General features: G+C 63.9%; 22 protein-coding genes and 1 tRNA gene. 14 read left to right on the top strand and 9 right to left on the bottom strand.

All coding sequences use genetic code 11. The features are described 5' to 3' along the window. Positions 1-11: 11 nt before the first annotated feature. The 3 genes from trmB to thiS all read right to left on the bottom strand — a co-directional run bounded on the left by trmB (position 12) and on the right by thiS (position 1,872). Positions 12-746 carry a tRNA (guanosine(46)-N7)-methyltransferase TrmB gene (trmB, locus tag AC3ITW_RS17470; protein ID WP_006387461.1) on the bottom strand — a complete coding sequence of 245 codons (735 nt, stop codon included), beginning with the start codon at positions 744-746 and terminating at the stop codon, positions 12-14. Next, on the bottom strand, positions 746-1,540 hold the full coding sequence (locus AC3ITW_RS17465; RefSeq protein WP_100435157.1) for a thiazole synthase: 795 nt from the start codon (positions 1,538-1,540) through the stop codon (positions 746-748). The genes trmB and AC3ITW_RS17465 overlap by 1 nt, the downstream gene beginning before the upstream one ends. Before the next feature lie 131 nt (positions 1,541-1,671). Then, on the bottom strand, positions 1,672-1,872 hold the full coding sequence (gene thiS, locus AC3ITW_RS17460; RefSeq protein ID WP_046985464.1) for a sulfur carrier protein ThiS: 201 nt from the start codon (positions 1,870-1,872) through the stop codon (positions 1,672-1,674). A gap of 207 nt (positions 1,873-2,079) precedes the next feature. Between thiS and AC3ITW_RS17455 the strand changes: the two genes are divergently transcribed. Then, positions 2,080-3,933, top strand: a complete 1,854-nt coding sequence (locus tag AC3ITW_RS17455; protein ID WP_489389787.1) for an autotransporter outer membrane beta-barrel domain-containing protein — start codon at positions 2,080-2,082, stop codon at positions 3,931-3,933. A gap of 112 nt (positions 3,934-4,045) precedes the next feature. Beyond that, a tRNA-Gly gene (locus AC3ITW_RS17450) sits at positions 4,046-4,119 on the top strand. 59 nt (positions 4,120-4,178) lie between these two features. Here AC3ITW_RS17450 and AC3ITW_RS17445 read toward each other — a convergent pair. Then, positions 4,179-4,715 carry a tyrosine-type recombinase/integrase gene (locus AC3ITW_RS17445; protein ID WP_489389786.1) on the bottom strand — a complete coding sequence of 179 codons (537 nt, stop codon included), beginning with the start codon at positions 4,713-4,715 and terminating at the stop codon, positions 4,179-4,181. Between the two features lie 55 nt (positions 4,716-4,770). Here AC3ITW_RS17445 and AC3ITW_RS17440 point away from each other — a divergent pair, with 55 nt between their 5' ends. The 3 genes from AC3ITW_RS17440 to AC3ITW_RS17430 are packed head-to-tail and all read left to right on the top strand — an operon-like array spanning position 4,771 to position 6,370. Continuing rightward, entirely contained in the window at positions 4,771-5,745 is a 975-nt protein-coding gene (locus AC3ITW_RS17440; RefSeq protein WP_489389785.1) for a hypothetical protein, read from the top strand. Next, positions 5,742-5,897, top strand: coding sequence for a hypothetical protein (locus AC3ITW_RS17435; RefSeq protein WP_154354809.1), 156 nt, complete (start codon positions 5,742-5,744; stop codon positions 5,895-5,897). Before AC3ITW_RS17440 ends, AC3ITW_RS17435 begins: the two co-directional genes overlap by 4 nt. A 2-nt stretch (positions 5,898-5,899) precedes the next feature. After that, positions 5,900-6,370 (top strand): hypothetical protein, encoded by a 471-nt coding sequence (locus tag AC3ITW_RS17430; protein WP_448123367.1) that lies wholly within the window; start codon positions 5,900-5,902, stop codon positions 6,368-6,370. A 361-nt stretch (positions 6,371-6,731) separates the two neighbouring features. Here AC3ITW_RS17430 and AC3ITW_RS17425 read toward each other — a convergent pair whose 3' ends face one another. Next, complete coding sequence (locus tag AC3ITW_RS17425; RefSeq protein ID WP_141651039.1) at positions 6,732-7,697, bottom strand: hypothetical protein; 966 nt, start codon at positions 7,695-7,697, stop codon at positions 6,732-6,734. Between the two features lie 540 nt (positions 7,698-8,237). On the opposite strand from AC3ITW_RS17425, the gene AC3ITW_RS17420 reads away from it, so the two are divergent. The 3 genes from AC3ITW_RS17420 to AC3ITW_RS17410 all read left to right on the top strand — a co-directional run bounded on the left by AC3ITW_RS17420 (position 8,238) and on the right by AC3ITW_RS17410 (position 10,644). After that, positions 8,238-8,600: a hypothetical protein gene (locus AC3ITW_RS17420; RefSeq protein WP_489389784.1), complete on the top strand. Its 363-nt coding sequence runs from the start codon at positions 8,238-8,240 to the stop codon at positions 8,598-8,600. A gap of 418 nt (positions 8,601-9,018) precedes the next feature. After that, complete coding sequence (locus tag AC3ITW_RS17415; RefSeq protein WP_006387338.1) at positions 9,019-9,423, top strand: DUF805 domain-containing protein; 405 nt, start codon at positions 9,019-9,021, stop codon at positions 9,421-9,423. Positions 9,424-9,462: 39 nt separating this feature from the next. After that, positions 9,463-10,644, top strand: coding sequence for a hypothetical protein (locus AC3ITW_RS17410; protein WP_489389783.1), 1,182 nt, complete (start codon positions 9,463-9,465; stop codon positions 10,642-10,644). 125 nt (positions 10,645-10,769) lie between these two features. Here AC3ITW_RS17410 and AC3ITW_RS17405 read toward each other — a convergent pair whose 3' ends face one another. Further along, entirely contained in the window at positions 10,770-11,192 is a 423-nt protein-coding gene (locus AC3ITW_RS17405) for an acyl-CoA thioesterase (RefSeq protein ID WP_012511944.1), read from the bottom strand. A 131-nt stretch (positions 11,193-11,323) separates the two neighbouring features. On the opposite strand from AC3ITW_RS17405, the gene rimK reads away from it, so the two are divergent. The 5 genes from rimK to AC3ITW_RS17380 all read left to right on the top strand — a co-directional run bounded on the left by rimK (position 11,324) and on the right by AC3ITW_RS17380 (position 15,500). Continuing rightward, the gene (gene rimK / locus AC3ITW_RS17400) at positions 11,324-12,202 is read left to right on the top strand and encodes a 30S ribosomal protein S6--L-glutamate ligase (RefSeq protein ID WP_012511943.1); all 879 of its coding nucleotides are present in this window, start codon (positions 11,324-11,326) and stop codon (positions 12,200-12,202) included. A 245-nt stretch (positions 12,203-12,447) separates the two neighbouring features. Then, positions 12,448-12,924 carry a hypothetical protein gene (locus AC3ITW_RS17395; protein WP_006387229.1) on the top strand — a complete coding sequence of 159 codons (477 nt, stop codon included), beginning with the start codon at positions 12,448-12,450 and terminating at the stop codon, positions 12,922-12,924. An 89-nt stretch (positions 12,925-13,013) separates the two neighbouring features. Next, positions 13,014-13,484 (top strand): hypothetical protein, encoded by a 471-nt coding sequence (locus tag AC3ITW_RS17390; RefSeq protein WP_006387227.1) that lies wholly within the window; start codon positions 13,014-13,016, stop codon positions 13,482-13,484. Positions 13,485-13,492: 8 nt separating this feature from the next. Continuing rightward, positions 13,493-14,170 (top strand): response regulator transcription factor, encoded by a 678-nt coding sequence (locus AC3ITW_RS17385; RefSeq protein WP_005410804.1) that lies wholly within the window; start codon positions 13,493-13,495, stop codon positions 14,168-14,170. Continuing rightward, entirely contained in the window at positions 14,133-15,500 is a 1,368-nt protein-coding gene (locus tag AC3ITW_RS17380; protein WP_012511942.1) for a sensor histidine kinase, read from the top strand. The genes AC3ITW_RS17385 and AC3ITW_RS17380 overlap by 38 nt, the downstream gene beginning before the upstream one ends. A gap of 176 nt (positions 15,501-15,676) precedes the next feature. On the opposite strand, the gene coaE is transcribed toward AC3ITW_RS17380, so the two are convergent. The 3 genes from coaE to AC3ITW_RS17365 are packed head-to-tail and all read right to left on the bottom strand — an operon-like array spanning position 15,677 to position 18,427. Continuing rightward, positions 15,677-16,288 (bottom strand): dephospho-CoA kinase, encoded by a 612-nt coding sequence (gene coaE / locus AC3ITW_RS17375; protein WP_489389782.1) that lies wholly within the window; start codon positions 16,286-16,288, stop codon positions 15,677-15,679. An 11-nt stretch (positions 16,289-16,299) separates the two neighbouring features. Then, positions 16,300-17,163, bottom strand: coding sequence for a prepilin peptidase (locus tag AC3ITW_RS17370; RefSeq protein WP_489389781.1), 864 nt, complete (start codon positions 17,161-17,163; stop codon positions 16,300-16,302). 7 nt (positions 17,164-17,170) lie between these two features. Then, positions 17,171-18,427 carry a type II secretion system F family protein gene (locus AC3ITW_RS17365; RefSeq protein ID WP_489389780.1) on the bottom strand — a complete coding sequence of 419 codons (1,257 nt, stop codon included), beginning with the start codon at positions 18,425-18,427 and terminating at the stop codon, positions 17,171-17,173. Positions 18,428-18,782: 355 nt separating this feature from the next. Between AC3ITW_RS17365 and AC3ITW_RS17360 the strand changes: the two genes are divergently transcribed. Then, complete coding sequence (locus AC3ITW_RS17360; protein WP_070490391.1) at positions 18,783-19,217, top strand: pilin; 435 nt, start codon at positions 18,783-18,785, stop codon at positions 19,215-19,217. Positions 19,218-19,219 lie beyond the last annotated feature (2 nt).

Raw genomic sequence — 19,219 nt, 5'->3', positions numbered from 1 at the left:
TCAGGCGATCATCAGGTGCGGTCGTACAACAGGTCCCAGACGCCATGGCCGAGCTTCTGGCCGCGGGTCTCGAAGTGGGTCTGCGGCCGCCAGTCGGGGCGAGGCACGCTGCCACGCGGGCCGGCGCGGTTGACCAGGCCGGCGGTGGCGTCGAGCACGTCCCACATCTGCTCGGCGTAGTCTTCCCAGTCGGTGGCGCAGTGCAGGCGGCCGCCCGGGCGCAGCTTGCGCACGATCAGTTCGGCGAACGCCGGCTGCAGCAGGCGGCGCTTGTTGTGGCGCTTCTTGTGCCACGGATCCGGGAAGTAGATGCGCACTTCATCCAGCGCGCCATCGGCGATCTCGTTCTGCAGCACTTCCACCGCATCGTGGTGGTACAGGCGCACGTGATCGGCGTTGTCGTCGGCCAGCGCGTTCAGCAGGCGGCCCACGCCGGGGGCGTGCACTTCGATGCCGATGTAGTCGCGCGACGGATCGTGTTGGGCGGCAAAGCGCATGGCCGCGCCATTGCCGAAACCGATCTCCAGCACTTTGTGCGCGGGGCGGCCGAAGGTCGCGTCCAGGTCACGCGGCTGGCCGTTGTAGTCGATGCCGAAGCGTGGCCAGCGTTCGTCGAACGCGCGCTGCTGGGCGGGGGTGAAGCGGCCCTGGCGCAGCACGAAGCTGCGCACTTCGCGGCGGCCTTCACTGACGGTGAAGGGCTTGGGCGGGGCCTTGGAACCGGCACTGTCGAAAGGATTGGTCATCAGCCGATCAACCCATCGATCGGGGACGACGCACTGGCGTAGCGCTTGCGCGGAATGCGCCCGGCCAAGAACGCCTCGCGCCCGGCCTCGACCGCCTTGCGCATGGCGCTGGCCATCAGCACCGGGTGGCGCGCACCGGCAATGGCGGTGTTCATCAGCACGCCATCACAGCCCAGCTCCATCGCGATCGCCGCATCCGAGGCGGTGCCGACGCCGGCGTCGACGATGATCGGCACCTTGGCGTCTTCGATGATCTGCAGCAGGTTGTACTTGTTCTGGATGCCCAGGCCCGAACCGATCGGCGCGGCCAGCGGCATCACCGCAGCGCAGCCGATCTCTTCCAGGCGCTTGGCCAGGATCGGGTCGTCGGAGGTGTAGACCATCACCTCGAAACCGTCCTTGACCAGCTGTTCGGCGGCCTTGAGGGTCTGTACCACGTCCGGGTACAGCGACTTCTGGTCGCCCAGCACTTCCAGCTTGGTCAGGTTGTGGCCGTCCAGCAGCTCGCGGGCCAGGCGGCAGGTGCGCACTGCATCCTCGGCGGTGTAGCAGCCGGCGGTGTTGGGCAGGATGGTGTAGCGATCCGGCGGCAGCACGTCCAGCAGGTTCGGCTCGCCCGGGTTCTGCCCGATGTTGGTGCGGCGGATGGCCACGGTGACGATCTGGGCGCCTGCAGCCTCGGTGGCCAGGCGGGTTTCTTCCAGATCCTTGAACTTGCCGGTGCCGGTCAGCAGCCGCGAGCCATAGGTCTTGCCGGCGATCACCAGCGAATCGGGGGAGACTTGAACGTTCATGGCGCGATTATCGCTTATCCGCCTGAAGATGGGGTCACGTGATTGCACCGCCGGGCACGGCCCGGCGCTACCGAGGAGGTGCGCGCGTGGTAGCGCCGGGCCATGCCCGGCGAGCGCGCAGCGCGGTCGCTTCAACCGCCGCCCAGCGCGTGCACGATCTCCACTACGTCGCCTTCGGCCAGCGCATGTTCGCCATGGCGGCTGCGGCTGACAATCTCGCCGTTGACCTCCACCGCCACCCGGCGCTGCAGCAGCTGCTCGGCCTCGAGCAGGTCGTGAAGGGTCGCCGAAGCGGGCAGGGTACGCGGTTCGCCATTGAGCTGGATGTTCATCCGTCCATTGTCGCTGATGGCCTGCCAGGATCGGAATGCTTGCAACTTCCTCCGGGCGCCAACGCTGGCACAGCGCACTGTCAGGCGTTCAGGCGACAATCCATGCGGCGGCGCAGCGTGAGCAAAAGGCGGTGCGGTGAAACCATTCACCGTGCGCCGGCGTACGTGCGCCGGATTCCTACCTATCTTCCCCACAGGAGTTTCTACATGCAGCTCAGCAAACACCCGATCCGCTCCCTGATGGCGGCTGCGATCGCGCTGGCCGCGCTTCCGGCCATGGCAGGCGAAAACCCGTACTCGAAGGCCGTGTTCTTCGGTGACAGCCTGACCGACGCCGGTTACTTCCGCCCGTTGCTGCCGCGGGCCACCCAGGGGCTCTCCGGCCAGTTCACCACCAACCCGGGCTGGGTGTGGTCGCAGCAGGTGGCCAACTACTATGGCCTCAACAAGGACCCCAACGGCAACGGCCAGAACGGCGACAACTACGCCGTCGGCGGTGCCCGCGTGTCGGTTGAAGGCAGCGGTGGCCTCGGCCCGATTCCGTCGCTGAAGTCGCAGGCGGCCCGCTACCTGGCCGCGAACGGCGGCAAGGCCGACCGCAATGCCCTGTACACCGTATGGGGTGGCGCCAACGACCTGTTCGCCGCCGCCGGCGCTGCTGGTGCGGGCGCGCCGCCGGCCCAGGTGCAGGGCATCATCGGCGCAGCGGTCACCGATCAGATCGCGCTGGTCGGCGCCCTCAAGCAGGCTGGCGCCCAGTACGTGCTGGTGCCGAACCTGCCGGACGTGGGCATCACCCCGCAGTTCCGCGGCCCCAACGCGGCGGCTGCCACCGCCATGTCGGTCGGCTACAACAAGGCCCTGTATGGCGGCCTGAAGCAGGCCGGCATCGAGTTCATTCCGCTCGACACCTTCAGCATCCTGCGCGAAGTGACCGCGAACCCGGGCATGTACGGGTTCACCAATGTCACCGGCACCGCCTGCAAGATCGACCCGGCCAACACCACGGGCAGCATCATCGGCTGCAACCCGACGACCTATGTCAGCCCGGATGCGTACCAGACCTATCTGTTCGCCGATGGCGTGCATCCCACCGTTACTGGTCACCAGCTGCTGGGCCAGTACGCGGTTTCGGTGCTGGAAGCGCCGCGCCTGCAGCAGGTGCTGAGCCACTCGGCACAGACGGTTGGCCGCTCGCGTGCCGATCAGGTCAGCAATCACCTCGGTGCCCGTCCGGCCGATGGCCTGTCGTGGTGGGGTGGCGTGCGTGGCGACCTGCAGCGCTATGACCACGCAGACCTGTATGACGGCCTCGCTCCGGCCGGCCTGTTCGGTATCGACTGGGCACGCAACGGCGTGGTGGTCGGCGGCTTCGCCGGTTTCGGCCGCCTGAATGCCGACTTCGGCAACAGCCGTGGTGACTTCACCCAGAAGGACACCACCGCCGGCCTGTTCGCGGCATGGTACGGCGACCGCGTCTGGGTCAACGGCCAGGTCAGCTACACCTGGTTGTCGTATGACGTGAACCGCAAGGTCCAGCTGGGCCCGGCCACCCGCGAACACGGTGGTTCCCCGGATGGCAGCAACCTGACCGCCGCACTGAACGCCGGTTACGAGTTCGGCACCGAAGGTGGCTTCCGTCATGGTCCGGTCGCTGCGGTGATCTGGCAGAAGGTCAAGATCGACGGTTACAGCGAAAGCGCCGCTGCGGGCACGCTGGCCACCGCCCTGGGTTACGACCGCCAGAACGTCGACTCCACCGTCGGTCGTATCGGCTGGCAGGCCCGCTTCGATGGCGGCACCGTCAAGCCGTACGTGCAGGTGACCTACGACCACGAGTTCGAGGACACCAAGCAGGCCAGCGCCTGGCTGCAGACGCTGCCGGAGCTGGGCAGCTACCGCGTGCCGGGCCTGGACTTCGACAAGAACTACGCCACCGCCGTGCTGGGTGCGCGTATGGACCTGTTCGGCCTGCAGGGCAACGTTGGCCTGAGCACCACGGCTGCGCAGAAGCGCGCCCGTGATGCCTCGATCTTCGCCACCGTCAGCGGCAGCTTCTGATCCAGAGCGGGGTCGGATCCCTTTCCGCAAGGAAAGGGTTCTGACCCCGTCGCTGATGCAGAGGCCACCATTGCGCAATACCGGCCGCTCCGCATAGACTTTCACCCGCAATGCGGGCGTAGCTCAATGGTAGAGCTGTAGCTTCCCAAGCTACTGACGTGGGTTCGATTCCCATCGCCCGCTCCATGTCTCCCAACGGTTCGCGCCATCTCAGGCGCTCCGCAATATCCAGACTGCTCCGCAATTCACCGCGTCGGAGTGGCCTTGGACCACCTCTTTATTCGCACGTAGATCTCGGTCGTGGTGACCGATGAATGCCCCAGTTGGTGCTGCGCCTCGCGAATGTCCTTTGCCGAATCGGCCTTGTCCGTACCCGCCTTGGCGCGGAGATCTCGGAACTGGAACTCCCCCTTTGCAATACCCGCTGTCTCCCGTGCCTTGTCGAACCGGTAGCGCAGGGCCGCGCGCCCCAGGGCTAGGCCGTCGTCGTCTACGATCAGCCGCGTGCTGTAGACCTTCTCTCGCCCGTTCGGGCACTTCTCCCCCTTACGCTTTGCAATGCGTTCGAGCCGCGCAGCCAGCTCGCCTGTGATCTCCATGGTGACTCGGTTGCTGGTCTTCGACTGCTGGATGATGAGGCCGCGCGCTGTGACCTGGCGCACGTCCATGGACCACACGTCGCCGACGCGCTGGCCGGTCAGATACGCCAAGTCCATGGCGTCGCGCAGAGCTGCGTCGGCGTGTGAATAGACGGCCCTGAAAGCGTCATCGTCCACGTACACGTCGCGGCCGGCTTCCTTGTTGCGCCGAATACCCTCGCATGGATTGGGTAGATCGGTGATGCCTTTCGGTGGCCAGCTCGACGGCTACTTCGAGTCGGCGGACGTGTTCACCGCGCTCAGTGCGTCCATCGCGTTGGCCGTGCGCAATGCCGACGAGCTGGGGCGAGCCCTCAACGGGCTGGAGGTCGACAAGGTCAGCAAGGCGGTGGACTACTTCCAGGACCTGGCCGGTGTGGCTGGCACGGATCTGGCCACGCAGGTGCAGAAGGTGACCGGTCTGCTGGGAAGCTACGCCAACCTCATGGCCGACGTGAGCACGCAGCTGATGACGGCCAACCTGACGCAGTACCAGTCGCAGGCGTTATCGATCGAGCGCACGTATCGCCAGCAGGTGAAGTCGGCCAACGACTGCGCCAAGGCGCTTGGCTTGTCCGGCGCCCGCGCGGAGGACCTGGCCAAGATCGAGGCGCTACGTGCCACCAACATGGGCAAGCTGCAGGCGCAGATCGACAAGGACAAGAAGGCCATGCAGTACGGCCTGTCGATCAGCGATCTTTCGCCGCTGACGGACCAGGAGAAGCTGGGCGAGGCGATGAAGGAACTGGAGCGGGCGGTGTCCGGCGGGGACACCAGCGCCGCGCAGGCAGCCGCACAGGCAGCGCTGGGCTTTGGTCGGAACCTCTACGCCAGCGGCCAGGACTACAACAGCCTCTATGGCCAGGTGACGGGCCTGATCGACGGCATGAAGGTCGGCGACCTCAACCAGCAGGACGGCACCAGCATGGGGGCGCTGGCGGATGCCATCGAGGCGCTGCCGGACAACTTCAGCCGGGCCGTGTTCGACCTGGTCGTGAACAACGACGCCCAGACGCAAACCACCGCCGCCGTACAGCAGAGCAACGCTCTGCTGGCCGAGCAGAACCAGCTGCTCCGCCAGCTCGTGTCCACCACCACCCAGGGCGTACGCAACGCCAGCAGTTCGGCGCTGCCGCCCTGGACCTGCGGGTTGATGCTCTCGGTGCCCGGATGATCGGAGACAACGCGATTATCAATGGCGACTTCGATCTCAGATCGATCGCTCCGGCGACATTGAATGTGCGTGGCTCCACCACATGGTTCAGCATGGACGGTCGCGCCACTTCGGCCGTTGCGAGCTACTGTTTTGCGGATGCGGAGATTTGAACATGTACCAACTGACTTCAGATCCGACCGTCGTCTACTGCCCCGAACGCCAATCGTGGATCGCCGAGGGCACCTGGTTGTGGGACCAGTACCAGCTGTGGTTGAAAGAGGGCAACACGGCCATGCCAATCGGTCCGGCCTACACGCCGTACTCGCCGGAGCACTTCCGGGCCATCCGTGACCAAGCGTTTGCATGGATGCGTGGCGAGGCCGTGGCCCGTGGCTATGACAGCATCGAATCGTGCGCCAGCTACTACAACAGTAGCGTGAGCCGGTATCGGCTGGAGGCGCGTGCGATGGTGGCTTGGCGCGATGCCGTGAACCAGCAGTTGGAGCAGCTGGTGCTGGCGCCGCCGGCAGGGATCGAGACGTGGGATCAGGTGCGTGTGCTGCTGCCGCAGCCGGAGACCTTCGACTGGCCGGAGAAGGCGGAGCTGCAGCTAGGCCCTGGGATGCAGGCGCTCGCCTTCTAATATTCTGGCTCTGTTATGCGCACGTAGGGCCCCGCCGCAGTGGAAGCGGCGGGGCCGACAAGTCAGGACGGAACCACTGACAGGAAGATCCCAATTGCGCAGGCAATCCAAGACAGGGTGAGTAAGAACAGCGTTCTCGGCTTGTTGGTGAACCAAGTTGCATTGCGCACTCTCGCTCGATAGGCAACGATGAGCGCGATGCCAACGAGAGACGGAATAATATAGGGCCAAACCAGAGCGCCCTGAGCCCCCCTGCCGATCAATAATCCGGCCATCATCCACATGCCGGCACTAACCGTCAGAATCAGAAATGCTCGGAAAAGGATGCCATTACCGTGGATGTGGCTCTCTGTTCCGCCTTCTACGGGGTTAGGTAATTTGCTTGGCATTGTGCACCTGTCGGTGTGTATGAGCAGCCGATCCTGAAGCCAACATTCACGGGGGGGGAGTTGGAGCCGATCCATCGGACGCCCAAATTGGTGAGATGCTTGAGCATGTCATCACCCGCTCCCATCGCAAAGGCGCTGGTGGGATAGACGTACGCTTGGTAGCCTTGATCCGGACTTACCACGTCCTTCTGAGTGTCAGGAATAACGTTACCTGCGGCGTCTCGGCCAGATCCTGGTATGTACCTGTAGTCATGATCTTGGTAGGTATATCTGACCGTAATGAAAGATCCGTCGGGGAAGGGGATCTTGTTTACGATGCTAAATGGTGTCGGAAGCTTCGTGATGTTGACTGCCTGGGAGAAGCCTGAGATGACTACGCGCAGAGTTTCCCTTACGAAAGTGAACGGGCCGAGGTTGTTGTAAGACAAAGTCTTTGCAATCGCCTCCTCTCGCAAGGCTGGCGTTGTCACCGCGTCCATGGCGTTCATGGGAGACGTCCCTGGCTCGTTGGCGACCGCCGACAGCTGCGCTGAAGAAGCCGCGATAGCAATACCCGATGAATTGAATGCAACTGGTCGGTCATAAACGGGAAGCTCGACCTGAACTGTCGGCGATCCGCCATTCATATCGTAAAGTTGGAAGCCAGCGTTGACCATTGCCTGTTCATCGCCGGTCAGCATGATTTCTCCCACCTTAGTGCGACTTGGAGCAGCCGCTACACGAAGAGGGACATCACCGCCGCCCGACACGTTCATGTGGTACACGCGTCGATTCTTGAAATCCCAGAAGTAATAGTCTCCGTTGCCCTTGGCTCGCGACTGCGTTTGACGTTTTGTGATAGTGCAGTCATCACAAGTGATTGACTGGATTGCGTGGGCAGAGAGCGCACTAGTGGATAGCGAAATTCCGAGAATTACCTGTACAAGTTTGAAGCGCATGTCGATTCCTTCCTGGAGTCATAGGCTGGTCGCAAGTTGAATGAAACGTGAACTGACCGGCCTTCCGACTTGTACTCTCTTGCTGGGCACAACTCTTTGCTGAAATTGGCGAAGGCATCAGTGCGGAATGTATTGAGCGTAGTGCATGGATCTGAAGGTCGCCGAGCATTCGCTGGCATCCTGGCCTTGCTGGATCCGGGGCCGCAGGCAGCTCAGCACGGGGCACTTGAGCAGCGCCGCGCCGGCACAGAGTCGAGTCAGGCTCGACCCTGCAATTCGGGCGAATTGACGATTTCGTCAAATCGCCGATGCAGCTCTTAACAACTCCTTCCTCGAACGATTCAGCCAGGTCGCCGCCGCGTTCGCAGGATCTGCGACGGCCGGTCGAATGCTTCCGGCCATGCGTTCTTCCCATGGCTTCCGCACCGCCCCAATTCCCTCTGGCTGGGTCCAGACCGGTGAGCGCTGGGCGCTCTGGTACAACGCGGCCGCGAGACGGCCAGCGTCACGCCCGATGGCGGTCCTGGGGTCCGGCTATGGATGGAAGGTAAGAAGTTCTGGGACGTGAAGGAAGTACGGGCCGCCAACGTCCGGCAGGCAAAGCGTTACGGCGAGCGCTGGTGCGCGGCTAGGCTGTATCCCGATCTGCCCCTTCGTGAGGCCGTCGCCCGGCTGACCGATACGACGCCCATCCAGCCGCCGCCGCCACTGCCAGGGCTGCCGCCAACCAGCGAGCAGCAGCAACAGGCACGGCGCTTGGCCGAGGCCGGAGCGAAGGAGATCGAGCGGATTAAGGAAGCGCTGGAACCGCGCCGACCGCCGAAGGAGACCAAGCCTCGCCCGAAGGACGCCCGCAAGGCGTGGGTGAGGGCAGGGCTGCAGCAGATGCACCGCGGTGTCTGAGCCGACCGCGAGCGCTCCGCAATCGCTATGGATGCCGCGTTTCTCTCGGTAAAAATCAACCTTCCACTAGCCACATTGCGGAGCGGGAATCGATAGTAAGTCATTGAAATATTGGGATTGCATACGAGCTTCCCAAGCTACTGACGTGGGTTCGATTCCCATCGCCCGCTCCATGTCTCCAGCGGTCAGCGCAAGGCTGACGCTCGGCAATATCCGAACCGCTCATCTCATAGGCATGTGTGAACCGAGTGGCCATGTCCGTACTGGCCTTGGTGCGGGGTTTGCGCGGGAAATCCTCTCTTGCAACGCCCGCTGTCTCCCAGGCTGTGTCGCGCGGGAAGATTCAGTCGGTGCTCGGCTTGGGGATGCTAAAAGATCGTTAACTTTTGGTCCCCATCGTCCGCTGCCCGGAGCGAGAATGATCGCTGCACTTATGCCCATCAGGCGATGCCTTGATTTTTCAGGGCGATCCAACCGGACAGAATTCTGGTCGTATTCCCTGCTTGCCGGGTTCGTGGCGGGGTTGGGCTACATTCTGATGAATGCCAGCTCCTGGCTGATCGGTACCGATCTCTACGATGGGGAAATGTCCCAGCATCTGCAGGGCGCAGGACTGGCAGTGGCGATGTTTGCCGTCATCGTCCTCCTCCCGCCGATGCTGGCCCTGGCCGTTCGGCGATTGCACGATATCGACGAGTCCGGCTGGTACGTGGTGATCGCATTCATTCCGTTGGGTGTGTTCGTTCTCTTTCCTCTCATGCTCCTTCCGGGAAGCGAGGAAGAGAATCGATTCGGCGGAATGCCTGGAGTGCCGGGCGCTTGAATCAGCGTTCTGGTGCGAAGTGGCAGCCACCACACCCGCATGATTGTTGATCGCATCACCCTCCGCCGATACACCCAATGGCTGCCGTTCCTGGCCTGGGTGGCCATCTGCGTGGCCTGGTGGTCGCCCTTGGGCGTGGTCGTTGGCCTGGCCGCATGCCTTGCCCTGGGCGGCGTGCTGCAGCGCTTCGATCTGGTTGGCGATGCCGTAGGCGGCGCACAGCTGCGCTCGCGGGCGACGCTGCCCTTTGCCATTTGGCCGCCCACGCACGATGTGCTGCTGGACTGGGGCGAGCTGGGTATGGGCGGGCCTGCCTACAGCACCCAGATGCTGCGCGATGGCGCCATCGTTGAAGGCGTATCGACCAGCGGCAGCCACGATGCCAGCGGTGAGTGGCAGGCGCTGGCAGGAAGCGCGCTGCGCGTAGCCAGTGGCTACATTGATCGCAGCGAGGCCGTGATCGTTTACGACGAAGCGGACAAGAGGGTGATGCACCTGCTGACGATTGTTCCCAGCCTGTTCTGGCAGGAACTGCACGAGCGCCGGCAGCTTGGCGGAGATGCAGAAGCCGCGATGTGGCTGCGCGATCTTCCCAGTCGAGTGACCACGCTGCGCCCCTGTCGGGGTCTATGGCTGGAACAGGAACACCCGGCACTGGCCGCCGGGTTGCCGCAGGCATTGCGACATGTCCTGCCTGATGGCCGGGTTCTGCAGGCCATCCCGCTGCTTCCCGACGACCTGCGCCTGACCGCGCATCCGACCCTGTTCACCCGCGTCTGCCCGTACGCCCTCTGCCTTGATGGCGAGGCCAGTGACCGTCACGCCTGCGATCTGGAGACGGTCATCGCCAGCCCGTCAGGGCGATGCGTGGTGGTGGCGGGTAGCGTACTTGATGGGGATCTGCGTCCCATCGAGGGTGTGTGGCTCGTCCACTGGCAGGGGCGTTGGCAGGCCATCGGCCGCCGTGCGATGGGCGGCAGCGGCAAGGCCCGGAGTGGTGCCTGGATCGATGTGATCGAGGTCGGTGATGACGGTAGGCTTCGCTGCGAAGCCTATGAGGAACACTGGACGTTCGAGGCGATCACACGCATCCCCACGCCACACACGGCACTGGCACTGCCGGTGGAGTGGCGGGAAACCGGACTGGCCGTGCGTGTCTGCGATGGACGCTTCTCGCTGCGCCTGCCCCGCGCGGACCAGCGGCCGTCAGTCACAGGTTAGGCCGCTTCGAATCAAACAAGGAGGTTCCGGCATGCGTCGTGGATGCAGGCCGGGAAAGCGATGGAAAAGCTGAAGAAATGGGCTGCGGGCAGTACTGAGTGCGGATGATCGGATTTCCGGATGACTCATGTGCCTTCCGCTTGCATCAGCTGCGCATACTCCTCGGTAAATAGCCCCGACAACGCCCGACGCTGCTCCGCATCAATGGCGCGTGAGGCGTTGGCTGTGTAGTCGAAATGCACCATCACGCAGCGCCCGCTGGCCACCAGGGCCTCGAACTGGAACGCCTGCTGCACGATCGACAGCGAGGAGCGGCCGATGGCCTCGATGCGGGTCTCGATGCGCACCTCATGGCCGGCCTGGATCTGCTGCAGGAAGTCGATCTCGTAGCGGCGCAGGATCAGCGTCAGGTCACGCATGCTGGCCTCCTGGCTGAAGTGGCGGAAGATCTCCTGGCGACCCTCCTCGAACCAGACGGGCAGGGCGGTGTTGGTGACGTGGCCAAGCACGTCCACTTCGGAAAATCGCGGAAACACGGTGATCGTCATCGGCCGCTCCATGCGCACTGAACAGGTCCGCGCAGTGTGCCGGCTGCTGCCGGCCAAGCCACGCCGCACGGCATCATCCACCCGCCACACGCCCGCGCTATGCTGCGCGCCTGCCGTCCGATCCCGCTGCGATGAAGCTCGCCATCCTGTCCCGCAACAGCACCCTGTATTCCACCCGCCGGCTGGTCGAGGCGGCGCGCGCGCGCGGCCACACCGTACGCATCCTCGACCCGCTGCGCTGCTACATGCGCATCGCCGCCGATGGCTTCTCGATGCACTACAAGGGCCGGCCGATGACCGGCGTGGACATGGTCATCCCGCGCATCGGCGCCTCGATCACCCGCTATGGCACCGCCGTGCTGCGCCAGTTCGAGCTGATGGGCGCGCGTACCCCCAATCCGTCCGATGCGATCCTGCGTTCGCGCGACAAGCTGCGCGCGCACCAACTGCTGGCGGCCAAGGGCATCGACATGCCGGTCACCGTGTTCGGTGACAACCCCGACGACACCGTCGACCTGCTGTCCATGCTCGGCCCGCCGCCGCACGTGGTGAAGCTCAACGAGGGTACCCAGGGCCGTGGCGTGATCCTCACCGAGAAGGCCAGCGCCTCGCGCGGCATCGTCGAGGCCCTGCGTGGGCTGTACGCCAACTTCCTGATGCAGGAGTTCATTGGCGAGGCCAAGGGCGCCGACCTGCGCTGCTTCGTGGTGGGCGACCAGGTGGTGGCCTCGATGCAGCGGCAGGCGCCGGAAGGCGACTTCCGTTCCAACCTGCATGCGGGGGGGACCGCCGTGGCGGCCAAGGCCAGCCGCGCCGAGCAGCAGGTGGCGGTGCGCTCGGCCAAGGCACTGGGCCTGTCGGTGTGCGGGGTGGACCTGATCCGCTCCGCACGCGGGCCGCTGGTGCTGGAAATCAATTCGACGCCCGGGCTGGAAGGGATCGAGGCCGCCTGCGGAGTGGACGTGGCCACGCGGATCATCGAACACGTCGAGAAGCTGAGAAAACCTTGATATTTCAGTTGGTTGTGATTCTCATGAGCAAATGAGGCCGGCTTTAACACGCCTTTAATCGGGGCGGGCGTAGCCTTCAGCGAACCGCAGCTCTGCCTCTCAGCAGGATCGGTATCGGGATACAACTTCAGACCCAGGCGGGGGCACCGCCTGGGTCTTTTTTATGCCTGCCGAAGGCCCCTTGTGGAGGCCGCGTGACGGCCGTACAGTGCGCCCATCGTTCCTGGATGGATCGGAGGCTGGCGATGTACCGCATCACGATGATCGCGTTGTTGCTGGGTCTGGCCGGGGCCGCTGCGGCCAAGCCGGAAAAATCGGTGGTACAGATGGACCGGCAGTCGCCGGTGGCCGAACAGGTGCGCCGGGTCGAAAAGGCCCTGGACGATGGCGATTACAGCGAAATCTCCGCCGACGATCGCGTCCAGGTGCGGGAGGCGTTGGCCCGCATCACCGCGCGGATGGGTGACCACCAGAGCCTGCAGGAGCTGCCGGCACCGGTGCAGGGCGAAGTCTTCAATGACCAGGAGCGGATCAACACCCTGCTCACCCGCGCCCACGAGGACAGCCGGCAGATCTGCCAGCACACCCGCAGCACCGGCAGCAACATGCCCAAGAGCCGCTGCCTGACCGTGGCCGAGCGCCGCCGGATCGAAGAGAAGGGCAAGGCGCTTCTGAATGACCAGCGCACCTTCAACAATTTCAATCCAGCCAGCTCGCGATAAGGCCCTTTCCACCCGGCCGATTGGCACTTGCTGGCGTGAAGGCGGTGCGAATAGAGTCGGGATTCACTACAGACAAGGATTTGTTTGCCATGAAACAGGCTTTGATGACGGCCGTCCTGGTGTCGGGACTCGCCTTGGCCAGTACCGCATCGGCATCCAAGGGCAAGGAAATCTTCGTGCCCGGGCAGCCGCTGCAGCAGCAGATCGCGCGTATCGAGGTGGAGCTCAAGGATGGCGAGACCTATTCGGAACTGAAGCAGGATGAGCGTGCCCGCGTCAGCGAGGCGTTGGGGCGCATGCGCGGTGCGGTCGAGCAGTACCCCACGCGTGAGGCCATGCCTGAACCGGTACAAACCCAGGTCTTCAACGATCAGCAGGTCGTGAACACAGTTTTGACACAGGCGCGTGAAGATAGTCGTCTAATATGCCAACGTGAAAAGCCCATTGGTTCCAACCGAACCACCACGCAGTGCATGACCGTTGCCGAACGCGCCCGGCAGAAAGAACGGGCACAGCAGGACATGGGCCAGGTCATGCGCGCCGGCAGAACAGTCAATTAGAGGTGACAGTGAGAATCCTGGTAATCGAAGACAACAGCGACATTGCGGCCAACCTGGGCGACTACCTGGAGGACCGCGGGCATACGGTGGACTTCGCCGCTGACGGGGTCACCGGCCTGCATCTGGCCGTGGTGCACGAGTTCGACGCGATCGTGCTGGATCTCAACCTGCCAGGCATGGACGGCATCGAAGTGTGCCGCAAGCTGCGCAATGAAGCGCGCAAGCAGACCCCGGTACTGATGCTGACCGCCCGCGATTCGCTGGACAACAAGCTGGCGGGTTTCGATTCCGGTGCCGACGACTACCTGATCAAGCCGTTCGCGCTGCAGGAAGTGGAAGTGCGTCTGAACGCCCTGTCGCGTCGCGGCAAGGGCGTGCAGACCCGCGTGCTGGAAACCGGCGACCTGGAATACAACCTGGATACGCTGGAAGTCCGCCGCCAGGGCAAGCTGCTGCAGCTCAACCCGACCGCGCTGAAGATCCTGCAGGCGCTGATGGAAGCGGCCCCGGCCGTGGTGACCCGCCAGGAGCTGGAAACCCGCGTGTGGGGCGAGGAACTGCCCGACTCCGATTCGCTGCGCGTGCATATCCATGGCCTGCGTGCGGTGGTCGACAAGCCGTTTGAAGTACCGCTGATCCAGACCCGCCATGGCATCGGATACCGCATCGCCACCCCGGAAGCCTGATTCCGTGGCAGCCAAGGGGGAGCGCCGGCGTACGCCGTATCGGCGGCGCCTGCGCAGCCGCATCATCGTGTCGTTCGTGTTGTTGGGCTTCTGCCTGACAACACTGTTCGCGTTCGCCACCAACTGGGCCCGCCTTCGCGTGGAAAACCAGCTGGTGGAAGAATTGATGAACCGCAACATCGACGAGTACGCGCGGCGCTATTACGAACATCCGGGCCACAACCCGGATGCCCCCGTGCTGCAGATCAAGGCGTACGCGTACTCCAAGGACAAATTCGACCGGGTGCGCGAAGAGCGCGCGCAATGGGCGGGCTTCTCCGATGGCATCCACAGCGTCAGCGGTGATGAGCACGGCGAGGCGTATTCCTACAAGCTGGCGGTACGCAAGACGCCTGACGCCTGGTTCTTCCTCGCCTATGACATGACCGACAGCGTGCGCGGTGGCAAGCAGCTCAACCGCGCGCTGGTGCTGTCGGTGCTGGTGTTCAGTGTGCTGTCGCTGGTGCTGGGCTGGTGGTCGGCGTCGAAGGTGATGAAGCCGGTGTCGGACCTGGCCGCGCGGCTGCGTGCCTATCGCGGCGGCACCAGTGACCCGGAACCCCTGGCGCCACGCTTCCCCGACGACGAAGTGGGGCAGCTGGCACAGGCGCTGGACGACTATTCCTCGCGGCTGACCGAAGTGGTGCAGCGCGACCGTGAGTTCAACGCCGACGTTAGCCACGAACTGCGCACGCCGCTGGCGGTGATCCGTGGCGCTACCGAACTGCTGCTGACCCGGCCCGGCCTGGACGAGAAGGTACTGCAGCGCCTGCAGCGCATCCAGCGCGCCGAACAGCAGTGCAGCGACCTGATCGGCGCGCTGCTGCTGCTGTCGCGCAACGAGCGCGGGCAGGGCACCAGCAACGTGGCCCGCGTGGCCGAGCAGCTGCTGGACGCGCATCGCGCGCAGTTGGGCGGCAAGCCGCTGGAGCTGCTGCTGGAAGGCGAGCGCAACCTGGTCATCGACGCACCCGAAGCCGCCTTGTCGGTGGCGCTGGGCAACCTGATCGGCAATGCGGTGAAGTACTCGCAGGATGGCGAAGTACGCGTGTTCGTCGGCACCAATTCGGTGTCGGTGACCGACAGTGGCCCGGGCCTGAGTGAGGAAGACGCGGCCAAGCTGTTCCAGCGTGGCTACCGCGGCACCCATGCCGGCCACTCGCAGGGCGGAGGTATCGGCCTGTCGATCGTCAGCCGCCTGTGCGATCTGTACGGCTGGCAGGTGAGCGTGCGCCCCGGCGGCGAACGCGGCGTGATCGCCACCCTGACGTTCTCGCCGAAGCCGTTGTAAGCGGTAGGTGCCGCCGTTGTAGAGCCGAGCCCATGCTCGGCTGCCTTGGGCTCCCGGAGCCGAGCATGGGCTCGGCTCTACAGTAGATCCACTTCGCGCATGGATGCCCAATCAGTAGATCCACGCCATGCGTGGATGCACTCCGGTAGTGCCGGCCGCTGGCCGGCAACCAGGCCTCAACCCCCAGCCAACTCCAGATACCGCGCATGCAGCCGTTCCACCTGCACCTGCAGGTCCTCCGGCTGCCCGTCATTGACCACCACATCGTCGGCCAGCGCCAAGCGCTGCGCGCGGCTGGCCTGCGCAGCAATCATGCTGTCAGCCAGTGCGGCATCAATTCCATCGCGCTGCATCAGCCGGGCGTGCTGGACGGCTTCCGGCGCATCCACCAGCAACACCCGGTCCAGCCAGGGGTAGGCTTTTCGCCCACCCACCTCGGTCAGCAGCGGAATGGCAGCAATCGCATAGGGGCTCTCGGCCTGCTCGCACTGCTGTTGCATCAGCAGGCGGATGGCCGGGTGGGTGATGGCCTCCAGCGCCGTCCGCTCGGCCGGGTTTGCAAACACGTGGGCGCGCAGCCGGGCCCGGTCCAGGCCGCCATCGGCCAGCAGCATCTCGGCGCCGAAATGCTCGGCGATGCGGGCCAGCGCCGGGCTGCCAGCGGCCACCACGGCCCGTGCGGCCAGATCGGCGTCGGCCACCACGATCCCCTGCGCCTCGAAGCGCCGGGTCACTTCACTCTTGCCGGAGGCGATGCCGCCGGTCAGGCCCACCACATAGCGGCTCATGGGGATTCCCCTCAGCGCAGTCCGCTCAACACCAGGTACTGCTCCACCACGGGAGCGCCCCACATGAAGTACAGCCAGCCGGCGATGGCCAGATAGGGGCCGAACGGGATCGGTGTGGCACGGTCACGGCCCCGGCTGTACAGCCAGATCGAGCCGATGATGGCGCCCAGCACCGACGACAGCAGGATGATCGGCAGGATGCCCTTCAACCCGCACCAGGCGCCCAATGCGGCCAGCAGCTTGAAATCGCCATGGCCCATGCCTTCCTTGCCGGTCAGCTGCTTGAACAGCCACCACACCGTCCACAGCGACAGGTAACCCACCGCGGCACCCACCAGGGCGGGCTTGGCCGGCATGTACAGGTTGTCGATGCTGCCTATCAGCCCCAGCCACATCAGCGGCAGGGTCAACTGGTCGGGTAACAACTGCGTGCGCAGGTCGATGCCGGACAGGGCGATCAGGAAGCAGGTCAGTACGATGGCGCCGAAGCCCTGCCAGCCGAAGCCGAACTGCCAGACGCAGGCCAGCACCAGCACCGAGGTCAGCGCCTCCACCAGCGGGTACTGCAGCGAGATCGGCGCCTTGCAGTGGCGGCACTTGCCGCCCTGGATGATCCAGCTGAACAGCGGGATGTTCTCGTACCAGCTCAGCTTGTGCTTGCAGTGCGGGCAGTGCGACGGCTCCACCACGATCCCCGGTGGGGGGGGTTCATAGAAGTCCGGTTCCTCCAGGACTTCGCGCGCATCGCGCTTCCACTGCCACTCCAGCCGCTTGGGCAGGCGCAGGATGACGACGTTGAGGAAACTGCCCAGCAGCAGTCCCAGGGCGGCCGCGGCGGGGTAGCCGAGGCCGGGATGCTGGTCGAGAAATGCCATGTATGTGTCAGACCACCGATGCCAATTTGAAGATGGGTAGGTACATGCCAATGACCAGGCCACCGACGATGATACCAATGAACACCATGATCATCGGCTCGAGCAGGCTGCTCAGGGCGTCAACGGCATTGTTGACCTCCAGCTCATAGTACTCGGCCACCTTGAACAGCATGGCGTCCAGGGCGCCCGCCTCTTCACCGATGCCGGTCATCTGGATGACCATGTGTGGGAACAGGGCGGTCTGCTTCATGGCCATGTTGACCGGGTAACCGACCGAGACGTCATCGCGCATGCGCAATACGGCATGCTCGTAAACCGTATTACCAGTAGCGCCTGCAACAATGCCCAAGGCCTCCACCAGCGGCACGCCAGCCTTGAAAGTCACCGCGGTCGTGCGGGCAAAGCGGGCAATCGAGCTGTTATGCATGATCTGGCCAATGACTGGCACCTTCAGGATCAAGCGATCCATCCCATGCTGCATTTTTGGCGAGCGTTTGTAGGCCATGGTGAAACCGACGATGCTGCCGATGACTACAATCGCAATCAGCCACCACCAAGAGACCATGAACCGGGATGCGGCTACGATCATCTGAGTAAATGCAGGCAAATCGGCGCCAAATCCCCTGAAAACGTCTTCAAACTGCGGAACCACCCAGATCAGCAGGATCGAGCTGACCAAGAGCGCCACCGCAATGACCATTGCAGGGTAAAACAGAGCCTTTTTGATCTTGCCCTTCAGGGCTTCGATGTTCTCTTTGTAGTTGGCCACGGTATCAAGCACCGTCTCCAATACACCGGCGCCTTCACCCGCACGCACCAGGTTGCGATAGAGCTCGTCGAACTGCACCGGATACTTGCTGATTGCCTCATGAAGGGATGATCCGCCCTCGATATCGATGCGGATGCCGTCCACCATCTTCTTCATGCGTGGGTTCTTGTGCCCGCTGGCGATGATGTCCAGCGCTGAGACGATCGGCACACCGGACTTCATCATCGTCGCCATCTGACGGCTGAAGAAAGCAATGTCCTTCGGCGAAACCTTGCTGCCGGCTGCTCCGAACAGTGGCTTGGGCTTTGGCTTAACCGTGCCCGGGGTGATGCCTTGGCGGCGCAGCTCGGCCCGCAGCAGGTTCGCGTTTTTCGCGGCCTGCTCCCCTTTCATCTTCACACCCCGCTTGTCGGTCCCCACCCAGACAAACGGCTGCAGGTCCGTGGTGCTGCGCGCCACTGGCTCCTTCTTGATCGCACTGCGACTGACAGACATATCGGCTCCCCAAGACCCGCCATCCCCAGGCGGGCGTCTAGTCGCCGATGGTAGCGGGTTCATGCCCGTATGGGCAGTTGCCAAGGGGCCCATGATGCGAATTCGTGCCGGGTGCCGACCAAAGGTGACGTACTGCGTCACATTGCCGCGTCCATCGCAGATTCGCATCCGGAGGGTTCCCATCCGTGAAATAGCTGCCATCATGGGCGCGGGGAAATCCAGGGGGAGGCGTGCCGGGGTTGGCACGCAACCTGCGTTGATCCACCCGCAGGGGGCAGGACCCGCTCAGCTGGCCACTGGTCAGACCGATCCTGACTTCTGAAATCAACCACCACTTATCTTGGGGATGTACCAAATGAAGAACCAGAAGGGCTTCACCCTTATCGAACTGATGATCGTTGTTGCGATCATCGCCATCCTGGCTGCCATTGCGCTGCCGGCTTACCAGGACTATGTGGCGCGCTCGCAGGTTTCCGAAGCGATGACCCTGAGCTCGGGCGCCAAGACCGCTGTTACCGAGTACTACGCCGACAAGGGCGCCTTCCCGACCACCAATGCCTTGGCTGGCCTGGCTGGCGCCTCGTCGATCAGCGGCAAGTATGTGACCAGCGTGACTGTTGGCACCGGTGGTGCAATTACCGCAATGATGAAGGGCTCGGGTTCGGTTAGCTCCAAGGTTGCAGGCAAGACCTTCGTGCTGACTCCGGCTGATGCGGGCGGCTCGATCACCTGGGATTGCAAGAGCTCCGGTACCATCGACGCCAAGTACCGTCCGTCGTCCTGCCGCTAATC

The sequence above is a fragment of the Stenotrophomonas sp. KH_052 genome, assembly GCF_057838755.1.
Note: the sequence above shows the minus strand (reverse complement) of the source record. Positions and strands in the feature narration are given on the sequence as shown.

Coding starts and splice junctions, on each gene's coding strand:
- AC3ITW_RS17370 (WP_489389781.1), bottom strand. CDS start 17,163: ATGGCATTTCTCGACCAGCATCCCGGCCTCGGCTACCCCGCCGCGGCC.
- AC3ITW_RS17455 (WP_489389787.1), top strand. CDS start 2,080: ATGCAGCTCAGCAAACACCCGATCCGCTCCCTGATGGCGGCTGCGATC.
- AC3ITW_RS17380 (WP_012511942.1), top strand. CDS start 14,133: ATGGCATCGGATACCGCATCGCCACCCCGGAAGCCTGATTCCGTGGCA.
- rimK (WP_012511943.1), top strand. CDS start 11,324: ATGAAGCTCGCCATCCTGTCCCGCAACAGCACCCTGTATTCCACCCGC.
- AC3ITW_RS17395 (WP_006387229.1), top strand. CDS start 12,448: ATGTACCGCATCACGATGATCGCGTTGTTGCTGGGTCTGGCCGGGGCC.
- AC3ITW_RS17435 (WP_154354809.1), top strand. CDS start 5,742: ATGATCGGAGACAACGCGATTATCAATGGCGACTTCGATCTCAGATCG.
- AC3ITW_RS17415 (WP_006387338.1), top strand. CDS start 9,019: ATGATCGCTGCACTTATGCCCATCAGGCGATGCCTTGATTTTTCAGGG.
- AC3ITW_RS17430 (WP_448123367.1), top strand. CDS start 5,900: ATGTACCAACTGACTTCAGATCCGACCGTCGTCTACTGCCCCGAACGC.
- thiS (WP_046985464.1), bottom strand. CDS start 1,872: ATGAACATCCAGCTCAATGGCGAACCGCGTACCCTGCCCGCTTCGGCG.
- AC3ITW_RS17420 (WP_489389784.1), top strand. CDS start 8,238: ATGGAAGGTAAGAAGTTCTGGGACGTGAAGGAAGTACGGGCCGCCAAC.
- AC3ITW_RS17425 (WP_141651039.1), bottom strand. CDS start 7,697: ATGCGCTTCAAACTTGTACAGGTAATTCTCGGAATTTCGCTATCCACT.
- AC3ITW_RS17360 (WP_070490391.1), top strand. CDS start 18,783: ATGAAGAACCAGAAGGGCTTCACCCTTATCGAACTGATGATCGTTGTT.
- AC3ITW_RS17465 (WP_100435157.1), bottom strand. CDS start 1,540: ATGAACGTTCAAGTCTCCCCCGATTCGCTGGTGATCGCCGGCAAGACC.
- AC3ITW_RS17410 (WP_489389783.1), top strand. CDS start 9,463: ATGATTGTTGATCGCATCACCCTCCGCCGATACACCCAATGGCTGCCG.
- AC3ITW_RS17365 (WP_489389780.1), bottom strand. CDS start 18,427: ATGTCTGTCAGTCGCAGTGCGATCAAGAAGGAGCCAGTGGCGCGCAGC.
- AC3ITW_RS17390 (WP_006387227.1), top strand. CDS start 13,014: ATGAAACAGGCTTTGATGACGGCCGTCCTGGTGTCGGGACTCGCCTTG.
- trmB (WP_006387461.1), bottom strand. CDS start 746: ATGACCAATCCTTTCGACAGTGCCGGTTCCAAGGCCCCGCCCAAGCCC.
- coaE (WP_489389782.1), bottom strand. CDS start 16,288: ATGAGCCGCTATGTGGTGGGCCTGACCGGCGGCATCGCCTCCGGCAAG.
- AC3ITW_RS17405 (WP_012511944.1), bottom strand. CDS start 11,192: ATGACGATCACCGTGTTTCCGCGATTTTCCGAAGTGGACGTGCTTGGC.